Annotated in this window: 8 protein-coding genes; 6 read left to right on the top strand and 2 right to left on the bottom strand. The window is 68.4% G+C overall.

What is annotated here, in order from left to right:
- Positions 1-76: 76 nt before the first annotated feature.
- On the bottom strand, positions 77-2,173 hold the full coding sequence (gene glgX / locus ABD210_RS03300) for a glycogen debranching protein GlgX (RefSeq protein ID WP_344108515.1): 2,097 nt from the start codon (positions 2,171-2,173) through the stop codon (positions 77-79).
- Positions 2,174-2,314: 141 nt separating this feature from the next.
- Here glgX and ABD210_RS03295 point away from each other — a divergent pair, with 141 nt between their 5' ends.
- The 6 genes from ABD210_RS03295 to ABD210_RS03270 all read left to right on the top strand — a co-directional run bounded on the left by ABD210_RS03295 (position 2,315) and on the right by ABD210_RS03270 (position 8,124).
- Complete coding sequence (locus tag ABD210_RS03295; protein ID WP_344108513.1) at positions 2,315-3,385, top strand: Gfo/Idh/MocA family protein; 1,071 nt, start codon at positions 2,315-2,317, stop codon at positions 3,383-3,385.
- Positions 3,382-4,425 (top strand): Gfo/Idh/MocA family protein, encoded by a 1,044-nt coding sequence (locus tag ABD210_RS03290; RefSeq protein WP_344108511.1) that lies wholly within the window; start codon positions 3,382-3,384, stop codon positions 4,423-4,425. The genes ABD210_RS03295 and ABD210_RS03290 overlap by 4 nt, the downstream gene beginning before the upstream one ends.
- 93 nt (positions 4,426-4,518) lie before the next feature.
- Positions 4,519-5,298: an enoyl-CoA hydratase/isomerase family protein gene (locus ABD210_RS03285; RefSeq protein WP_344108509.1), complete on the top strand. Its 780-nt coding sequence runs from the start codon at positions 4,519-4,521 to the stop codon at positions 5,296-5,298.
- Between the two features lie 9 nt (positions 5,299-5,307).
- Positions 5,308-6,255, top strand: a complete 948-nt coding sequence (locus ABD210_RS03280) for a methyltransferase domain-containing protein (RefSeq protein WP_344108507.1) — start codon at positions 5,308-5,310, stop codon at positions 6,253-6,255.
- Between the two features lie 20 nt (positions 6,256-6,275).
- On the top strand, positions 6,276-7,163 hold the full coding sequence (locus ABD210_RS03275; protein ID WP_344108505.1) for an acyltransferase: 888 nt from the start codon (positions 6,276-6,278) through the stop codon (positions 7,161-7,163).
- Positions 7,156-8,124 (top strand): hypothetical protein, encoded by a 969-nt coding sequence (locus tag ABD210_RS03270; RefSeq protein WP_344108503.1) that lies wholly within the window; start codon positions 7,156-7,158, stop codon positions 8,122-8,124. Before ABD210_RS03275 ends, ABD210_RS03270 begins: the two co-directional genes overlap by 8 nt.
- Before the next feature lie 64 nt (positions 8,125-8,188).
- Here ABD210_RS03270 and ABD210_RS03265 read toward each other — a convergent pair whose 3' ends face one another.
- The gene (locus ABD210_RS03265; RefSeq protein ID WP_344108501.1) at positions 8,189-9,457 is read right to left on the bottom strand and encodes a hypothetical protein; all 1,269 of its coding nucleotides are present in this window, start codon (positions 9,455-9,457) and stop codon (positions 8,189-8,191) included.
- Between the last annotated feature and the right edge of the window lies 1 nt (position 9,458).

The raw sequence follows: 9,458 nt of genomic DNA, 5'->3' as shown, positions 1-9,458 counted from the left end.
TCCCGGACCGGCCGACGTGGCTGCATGAGCTCGCGCGGGCGGCGTTCGAGGCTGCCCCAGAGCGGGAGCCGCGGATTCAGAGAGCGCGGAGAAGGACCAGGCAGCGGGGCGCCAGCGGGACGATGGCATTGGCTTCTACTTCGGTGACGCCGCTGTGGCTGGTATCCATGACGACCTCGTACTCCGGGGCCCACGAGGCGTCGGGGACCCGGACCTCGCGGGGCTCGGCGGTGGCGTTGAGAGCGAGGAGGAACGAGTTGTCGGTCTGACGGTTGCCCTCGACATCGAAACCGCGGAGGGCGTCGCCGGCCAGGAACATGCCGAGGGTGCGGAGGTTTCCGTCGAACCAGTCGGCCTCGGTCATCTCACCGCCGTGCGGCGCGATCCATGACAGGTCCTTGCGGCCGCCGGGAACCACCGGCTGGCCGGAGAAGTAGTGCCATTGCCGGAGCGCCGGATGGGCCGCCCGGAGCGCGAGCAGCTTCTTCGTCAGCTCCAGGTGGTCGGACCAGGTCGCGGGGAGGGTCCAGTCGAACCAGGAGATCTCGTTGTCCTGGCAGTAGGCGTTGTTGTTGCCGTGCTGGGTGCGCCCGCACTCGTCGCCTGCCGTGATCATCGGTACGCCGGTGGACAGAACCAGGGTCGACATCAGGTTGGCCATCTGGCGTTTCCGCAGCGCGATGACGTTCGGGTCGTCCGTCTCGCCCTCGACCCCGCAGTTCCAGGACCGGTTGTCGTCGGTGCCGTCGCGGTTGTCCTCGAGGTTCGCCTCGTTGTGCTTGTGGTTGTACGAGACCAGATCGCGCAGGGTGAACCCGTCGTGCGCGGTGACGAAGTTGATCGACGCGTACGGGTAACGCCCGTCATCGCCGTACAGGTCGCTGGAGCCGGACAGCCGGTAGGCGAGGTCCTGGACGCCGTTCGACGAGGTGCGCCAGACGTCTCGCACGCTGTCGCGGAACTTGCCGTTCCACTCCGACCACGGGGTGCCGAAGTTGCCGACCTGGTAGCCGAAGTTGCCGAGGTCCCACGGCTCGGAGATCAGCTTGACCCGGCCGAGCACCGGGTCCGCGGCGACCTCCGCGAGGAACGGGTGGTTGACCGTGTCCACCTCGTGGTTCTCGTTGCGGATCAGCGTCACCGCCAGGTCGAACCGGAACCCGTCGACGCCCATCTCCTCGACCCAGTAGCGCAGCGAGTCCATCACCAGCCGGCGGACCTGCGGGTGCGAGGTGTCGACGGAGTTCCCGGTGCCGGTGACGTCGTACATGGTGCCCTGCTGCGTCAGCCGGTAGTACGCGCGGTTGTCGATGCCACGGAAGCTGAGTGTCGGCCCGTCGAAGCCACCCTCGGCGGTGTGGTTGTAGACGACGTCGAGGATCACCTCGATGCCGGCCGCGTGGAAGGCGGCGACCATCGCCTTGAACTCGGCCACCTGCTCACCCGTCGAACCGGACGACGAGTACGGCGCGTGCGGGGCGAAGTAGTTCAGCGAGTTGTAGCCCCAGTAGTTCGGCAGGCCCCGGGCGGCGATCGCGGGCTCGGTGACGAAATGGTGGATCGGCAGCAACTCGACGGAGGTGACGCCGAGCTCGACCAGGTAGTCGATCACCGACGGATGGGCGAGCCCGGCGTAGGTGCCGCGCTGGTGCTGCGGTACGTCGGGGTGGAGCTTGGTGAAGCCCTTGGTGTGCAACTCGTAGATCACGGTCTCGGTCCACGGCACCGGGCGGCTGATCGGCGGCGGTGCCTCTGAGCCGGCGACGACCACCCCGAGTGGGACGTGTCCGGCCGAGTCACCATCGGAGGAGTCGTAGATCAGTGGGCTGGCGAAGTCGAGCGAACCGTCGACGGCTAGCGCGTACGGATCCAGCAGCAGCTTCGACGGGTTGAACCGCAGGCCGTGCGACGGGTCGAACGGGCCGTGCACCCGGTAGCCGTAGCGCTGGCCGTGGCCTACCTCCGGGACGAACCCGGTCCAGTACTCACCGGTGTGGAGCAGATCCAGGTTCCGCTGGCTGCCGTCGTCGGCGATCAGGGTCAGTTCGACCCGCTCCGCGGCCGGGGCCCACAAGGTGAAGGTGGTGCCGTCGGCGTGGACCACCGGCCCCAGGCGCAGGTCCTGATCGGGCGAGGGGCCGAGCTCGTTCGGGGCGGCGGTGGCTTCGGTCACCGGCACATTGTGCCCATGACAGCTCAAAGACCGGTCAAGAGCGGGCCGAGATGCCTCGAACGATGTTAAATATGTTCATGAGCGGGTAGTTACGAACACGCACGCGCACTGTTGTCGAACGCACCGCACCTCTGGACGCAAGTGAGGGATCAAATGTCGGAACCAGACCTGTCTGGCCTCACGGTCGGACTCATCGGCGCGGGCAACATCGCGCACGTGCACGTGGCGGCATGGAAGGCGCTGGGCGCGCGCGTCCTGGTCCACTCCATCGCCGGTGCACCTGAGCTCGCCACGCAGTACGGGCTGGAGGTCGCCGAGTCCCTCGACGGGCTGCTCGAGGAAGTGGAGTTCGTCGACATCGTCACCCCGTCGGCGACGCACAAGGAGATCGCGCTCGCCGCGATCAAGGCCGGCCGGAACGTGATCTGCGAGAAGCCCCTGAGCCTGACGGCGGCCGATGCCCGCGAACTGTCCGAAGCAGCCGCCGCTGCCGGCGTGCGGATCTACCCGGCGCACGTGGTGCGGTTCTTCCCGGCGTACGCCGCGGCGCACAACGCAGTACAGGCGGGTCGCATCGGCAAGGTGGCCGTGGCGCGGTTCTTCCGGGTGGCGAGCTCACCGGCCGGCGCCGGGTGGTACCGCGACGTCGCGCGATCGGGCGGCGTCATCATGGACCTGATGGTGCACGACCTCGACCAGGCTCGCTGGCTCTGCGGCGAGGTGATCAGCCTGTACGCCGTGCAGAGTCCTCCCAGCGTCGAGGGGATCAGCCCGGTCAACGTGGCGGCGCACGTCACCCTGACACATGCGACGGGGGCGATCAGCCACCTACGGGCGACCTGGGGCGCGACCGGGACCCAGTTCAAGTCCGGCTTCTCGATCGCGGGGGACAGGGGCCTGCTGGAGTACTCCTCGGCCGAGGACACCGGGTTCTCCGAGGAACTGCAGGACGCCGCTAGCACCGGTGATCTGCTGATTCCGTCGTCGACGTTGTACGAAAGCCCCTATCTGACTCAGCTTCGCGAGCTGGCCGCCGCGCTCCGGGGTGGGCCCGAGCCGCGGGTCGTCGCTGCTGACGGTGCCGCTGCCGTCTACCTGGCCGAGGCGGCCCGCGAATCGATGGCGACCGGCCGCACGATCGACATGACCAACTTCGTTCCTTCCCCGCCCGACCGCCACGATCTAGTCGACCCGTCAGGAGCAGTGGAATGAGCTTGAAGGTTGCGATCGCCTCGTTCGCGCACACCCACGCGGCGTCGTACGCGTCGCTCCTCACAAGCATGCCCGACGTCGAGGTGCTGTCGGCCGATCCGGACGGCGCCGATGCTCCCGATGCCGGTCCGCGGGGCGCGGAGTTCGCCGCGCAGCTCGGTGTGGCCTATGTCGACTCGTACGACGACCTGTTCGCCTGGGGCCCGGATGCCGTCGTGGTGACGAGTGAGAATGCTCTACATCGCGGACTGGTGGAGCGAGCCGCGGCTGTCGGAGCCCACGTCCTCTGCGAGAAGCCGCTAGCCACCGAGGTCGCCGACGGAGAAGCCATGCTCGCTGCCTGTGAAGCAGCCGGGGTGATCCTGATGACGGCCTACCCGGTCCGGTTCGCGCCGTCGTACGGGCGGCTGCGAGCCATGGTCGAGGCCGGGCGGCTCGGTGACTTGTTCGCGGTGCTCGGCACGAACAACGGGAAGATCCCGTACGCGCAGCGGCAGTGGTTCACCGATGCGAAGTTCGCCGGTGGGGGAGCGCTGGTCGATCACACGGTGCACTGCGCCGACCTGATCGACGGACTGACCGGAGGGGTCGAGGCCGCGCGGGTCCATGCGGCCGCGAACCGCGTGCTGCATCAGGACAAGGGTGTGGCCGTCGAGACGGGCGGCCTCGTCACGATCACCTACGAGAACGGGCTGTTGGCAACGATCGACTGCTCGTGGAGCGTCCCGGACAACGGGCCCACCTGGGGCGGTGTCACGCTCCAGGTCACCGGCACCAACGGCTCGGTCGAGATCGCGCCGTTCCTGCCGCACGTCGGCGGCACGGACTCCTCGGGCGAGGTCTTCCTGCCGGTCGGCGGCGACCTGGACTCGATGATGCTGGGTGAGTTCCTGACCGCGGTTCGCGCTTCGGGTCCCGCAGTCGCCGGACAGACTCCCGCGGTCGTCCCGCAACCAGACGGGAAGGTAGGCCTCCGCACGCTCCGCATCGTCGACGCTGCTCGCCGTTCGGCCGCGTCGGGCCAGCCTGTGGAGCTCTGAGCAGACCTCCCCGTAGTACGACTCGCTCCGCTGGTCCGGTACCGTGCCCGAGGATGTACCGACGGGTAGTACCTGGACCAGAGGAGCGAGGCGATGGGCGAGTTCGTCAATCTGAGCGTGACCGACGGGGTCGGCACGATCCGGCTCGACCGGCCGAAGATGAACGCGCTGAACGTCCAGGTCCAGGAGGAGATCCGTGCTGCCGCCGACGAGGCGGCTGCCGACGATGACGTCCGCGCGGTCGTCATCTACGGCGGCGAGAAGGTTTTCGCGGCCGGCGCGGACATCAAGGAGATGGCCGACATGTCGTACGCCGACATGGTCAAGCGGTCCGGGCCGCTGCAGTCCTCGTTGTCCGCTGTCGCGGCCATCCCGAAGCCGACCGTCGCCGCCATCACCGGCTACGCGCTCGGCGGCGGGTGTGAACTCGCCCTCTGCGCGGACTACCGGATCGCGGCCGATGACGCCAAGCTCGGCCAGCCTGAGATCCTGCTCGGCATCATCCCCGGCGCCGGCGGCACGCAGCGGCTCTCCCGCCTGGTCGGCCCGTCCAAGGCGAAGGACCTGATCTACACCGGGCGCTTCGTCGACGCCGCCGAGTCCCTGCAGATCGGCCTGGTCGACAAGGTTGTCCCTGCCGCCGAGGTGTACGACGCGGCCGTGGCCTGGGCCTCGCAGTTCTCCCGCGGCGCCGCACTGGGTCTCCGTGCGGCCAAGGAAGCGATCGACGCCGGCCTCGGGGTGGACCTGCATACCGGACTGGAGATCGAGCGGCAGCAGTTCGCCGCCCTGTTCGCCACCGAGGATCGCACGATCGGGATGAAGTCATTCGTCGAGAACGGCCCTGGTAAGGCCGCGTTCAAGGGCCTTTAGGAGCTACTGATGACCACCTCTGCTTCGAAGCCCGCCGCCTCCGCCGAAGACATCGAGGCCGCGTGGAACGACAACAAGCTCGCCCAGGTGCTCTACCACGACTGGGAGGCGTCGACGTATGACGAGAAGTGGTCGATCTCGTACGACGAACGCTGCGTCGCCTACGCCCGCGACCGGTTCACCGCGATCGCGGGCAGCGAGGGCTGGCCGTACGGCAAGTCCCTCGAGATCGGCGCCGGCACGGGCTTCTTCACGCTGAACCTGAAGCTGGCCGGCGTCCTCGCCGAGGCGCACGTCACCGACCTGTCACCCGGCATGGTCGACGCCGCCAAGCGGAACGCCGACACCCTCGGGTTCGCGGTCGAGGGTCAGGTGGCCGACGCCGAGAAGCTCCCGTACGACGACAACGAGTTCGACCTGGTCATCGGGCATGCCGTGATCCACCACATCCCGGACGTGGAACTGGCGTTCCGCGAGATGCTGCGGGTGCTCAAGCCAGGTGGCCGGTTCGTCATCTGCGGCGAGCCCACCCGGTACGGCGACTACGTGGCCCGGCGGTTGTCCCGGCTCACCTGGTGGGCGACCACGAACGTGACGAAGCTGCCCGCGCTGGGCCATTGGCGTCGCCCACAGGAGGAGCTCGACGAGTCCTCCCGGGCGGCCGCGCTGGAGGCCGTCGTCGACCTGCACACGTTCGACCCGGACACGCTGGCCCGGACGGCTTCCCGGGCCGGGGCGACCGAAGTACGGACTGTGACCGAGGAGCTTCTCGCCGCCTGGGTCGGGTGGCCGATCCGGACGTTCGAGGCCGCAGTACCGGAGGAGAAGCTGGGATTCGGCTGGCGGATGTTCGCGTACAAATCGTGGCTGCAGCTCTCCAAGGTCGACAAGGTGCTCTCGCAGGTCGTCCCCGACGAGCTCTACTACAACGTGTCGATCACCGGGGTCGCGCCGTAAGGCGTGTACATACTGGACGGATGCGGTTGCTGACGGCGGCGAATCTGGGCTGGGTGGTGCGCCACCGGGCGTGGACGCCGTACTACCTCAAGCGGTACTGGCGCTTCGCGTGGTTCAAGCTGCGGCACCCGCACGTGATCACCGAGGGCTTCGTGTTCCTCGGCAAGAAACTGGAGATCGTCGCCCGGCCCGGCCACGGTCGGCTGATCCTCGGCAAGTGGGTCCACCTGGGCGATGAGACCCGGCTGCGCGCACACGAAGGCACGCTGCGGATCGGCGACAAGGTCGTGTTCGCCCGCGACGTGACGGTGAACTGCTACCTCGACATCGAGATCGGCGCGTCCACCCTGATCGCCGACTGGACCTACATCTGCGACTTCGACCACAAGACCGAGGACCTCGGCCTGCCGATCAAGGACCAGGGCCTGGTCAAGTCGCCGGTCCGGATCGGCCCCGACTGCTGGCTGGCCACGAAAGTGACCGTACTGCGGGGCACGGACATCGGCCGCGGTGCGGTGATCGGCGCGAACAGCGTTGCCCGGGGCAACATTCCGGAGTACTCCCTGGCCGTCGGCATCCCGGCCGTCGTCGTGCGGGACCGGGTCAGCCGGTACGCCGCGGACGCGGAGCGCCGGCAGTACCTGGAGGAGTTGGCGCGGGAGAACGACGCCACCGCGGCCAGGCTTCGCGCGGGAGCGCGCGCAGTACCGGCTGGTGGGTCGGACGCTGCGGGCGGTTCCGGTGATTCGGGAGAGGCTGGTGGTCCGGCGGACGGCGGCGACGCGCCGTCGGGTAACGGTTCGTCTACGAACGGTGATAAAGCAGATGTGACCAAGGGGTTCTCAAGTTACTCACCAGTCGGGCACTATGTCCCGGACGTCGTCGGAGAGGAGATCCAGCGTGGCTGACCAGACCGGCGCCGCCCGGTCCCTCGACCAGGCGGCGGCCGACGGCTCGATCACGGACGCGCGACATCGGATGGTCGATCCGGTGCCGATTGTGACCGACAGTACGGACATCGCTACGTTGGACAGTGTGGACAGCGTGGACGGCTTGAAACCGGCCCCGGTCTCCGGTGTGCGGCGCAGACTGTCGCCGCGCCCGTTCCCGGGCAACCGGCGGCGGAAGACGCCGGTAGCGGTACCGGCAGCAGACGAGGAACCGACCCCGGCTGAGGAGATGGGCGACGTGGGTACTCACGACGAGAAGGCGGCGAAGACCGCCGATGCCGAGAAGGCGGTGACACCGCCCGGCGTGGAGGCTGAGGAGACTCCCGCGGGCGGCACCGGTGGCGGCGCGGCGACGGCGACGAAAGCCGCCAGACCGCAGACCGCGGCCGAGATCGTCGCGGCGCAGAAGGCCAAGGAGAAGGCTGCCGCGGAGTCCGCCGCGGGGGCGGCTGCCGCGAAGGACGACGACACCACGGCGACCAGACCGGTGACGCGACAGCCCGTGGCCGCAAGCACCCCGTCAACCGGTGCCTCGGGCAACAAACCGGGCAATCCGTTGGCCGCGGCCAAGTCGGCGCGCGAGTCCGGCCCGGGCGGCGGCAAGGGCAAGGCCGCGCTGTCGACGGTCGGCTCCGGGGTCAAGCGCGCCCGGAACCTGATCGCCTCGCTGGTCTGGCTGATCGCTGTGCTGGCCGCGGCGGTGCTGGCGCTCGGCGCGCTGTTCACCGCGCTGGACCAGGCGAACCAGAGCAACGAGATCGTTCGCTGGGTGCTGAATCGCGGGCACGAGATCGTCGGCCCGTTCAAGGACCTGTTCCGGCTGGAGACCGCCAAGAACACCCTGCTGGTCAACTGGGGCATCGCGGCGCTGGTCTACCTGATCGCCGGCAAGATCGTGGAGCGGTTCATCCGCCCCTGACGGTTGCGAACGGCAACGGCCCCCGGATCACCTGATCCGGGGGCCGTTGCCGTTCGTGCTGATGTCAGTGCAGCGGCAGGAGGGCGATGCGCTCGTGCACCTCGTTGCCGATCTGCGTGGTGTCGGAACCCACCCACAGGCCGTCAGCTGTGAGCAGCAGGTCGTAGCCACCGACGCCGCGGTCCTTGGTCGGGTTCCAGGAGTAGGCAAGGCCGCTCCACGGGTTCAGCGAGGCGATGCCCGGCCTGGAGACAGCACCCGGACCGGCGGAGTCCTGGCCGTGCGGGTTGTTCATCCAGCGCTGGTGGCCCTGCACGTAGACCGCGGCCTTCGTCACCTGGACCGAGAGCAGCGTGTCGCCGCCGGTGTAGTTCACCCAGACCGGGTAGGTGGTCCGGCTGTCGCTGGTGTTCCAGCGGCTCGCGGAGTCGCACAACCTGTTCTTGTCGTCGGGCCAACCTGCGCCGGTGGTGACGATGACGAAGAAGCTGCCGTCCGGCGAGAAGTCGACGTCCCGGGTGTACGACGGCGTGGCCGGGCTGCAGGTGTTGTCGAACAGCGGCGAGTACCAGCCGCTGACCGTGGCCGAGCTTGTGCCCAGGTTGATCAGCGCCGCCCGCTGCCGCTTCTGCCCGCCGACAGAGGTGAAGGTGCCGACCATCGCCAACCGGGTGCCGGCCGGGTTCACCGCGAACCGGAACACCTTCGTCGGGCCCGAGTTGCTGTTGTTCTCCGGCTGCCCGGTGATCGGGATCTTGATGTAGCCGGTGTTGCCGCCGGTGGTTGGGTTGACCGCGATCAGCTGGGCACCGCTGGAGGTGCCGCCGATGATGAGTCGGCCCTTCACGTAGGCCAATTCGGTGACCCCGCCGGCCAGGTGGGCGTTGAAGGCCGTGATCACCGCACCGGTGGTCGCGTTCAGCTTGACCACGCCGGTCCGCTTCACCCCGTTGACCGTGTTGAAGCTTCCGCCGACGAACAGCGACGTGCCGTCCGTGGCCAGCGCCCACACCTCGGAGTTGAAGGTGGCCTTCAGGCCGGTGATCCCGCCCGTCTTCGGGTTGAAGGCGAACAGCCGGTTCCGCGGGATGTTGGTAGTGCCGTTGTACGACCTCACGTTGTTGAACTGGCCGCCGACGAAGATGGCGCCGCCGTGGCTGAGCATCTTGTAGACCGCGCCGTCCTGGATCCGCGGCGTGGTGTCCGCCGGGTTCGATGACACGACGACGTCCTGAGAGATCGGCGAACCGGTCGCCGGAGCGCCCAGGAAGGCGACCACCACAGCCACGATCACGGTCAGCGCGGCGCCGAGGGCAATGACGAGCTTCTTCATT

The sequence above is a fragment of the Kribbella alba genome (genome assembly GCF_039529635.1).
Classification (GTDB): Bacteria; Actinomycetota; Actinomycetes; order Propionibacteriales; family Kribbellaceae; genus Kribbella; species Kribbella alba.
Note: the sequence above shows the minus strand (reverse complement) of the source record. Positions and strands in the feature narration are given on the sequence as shown.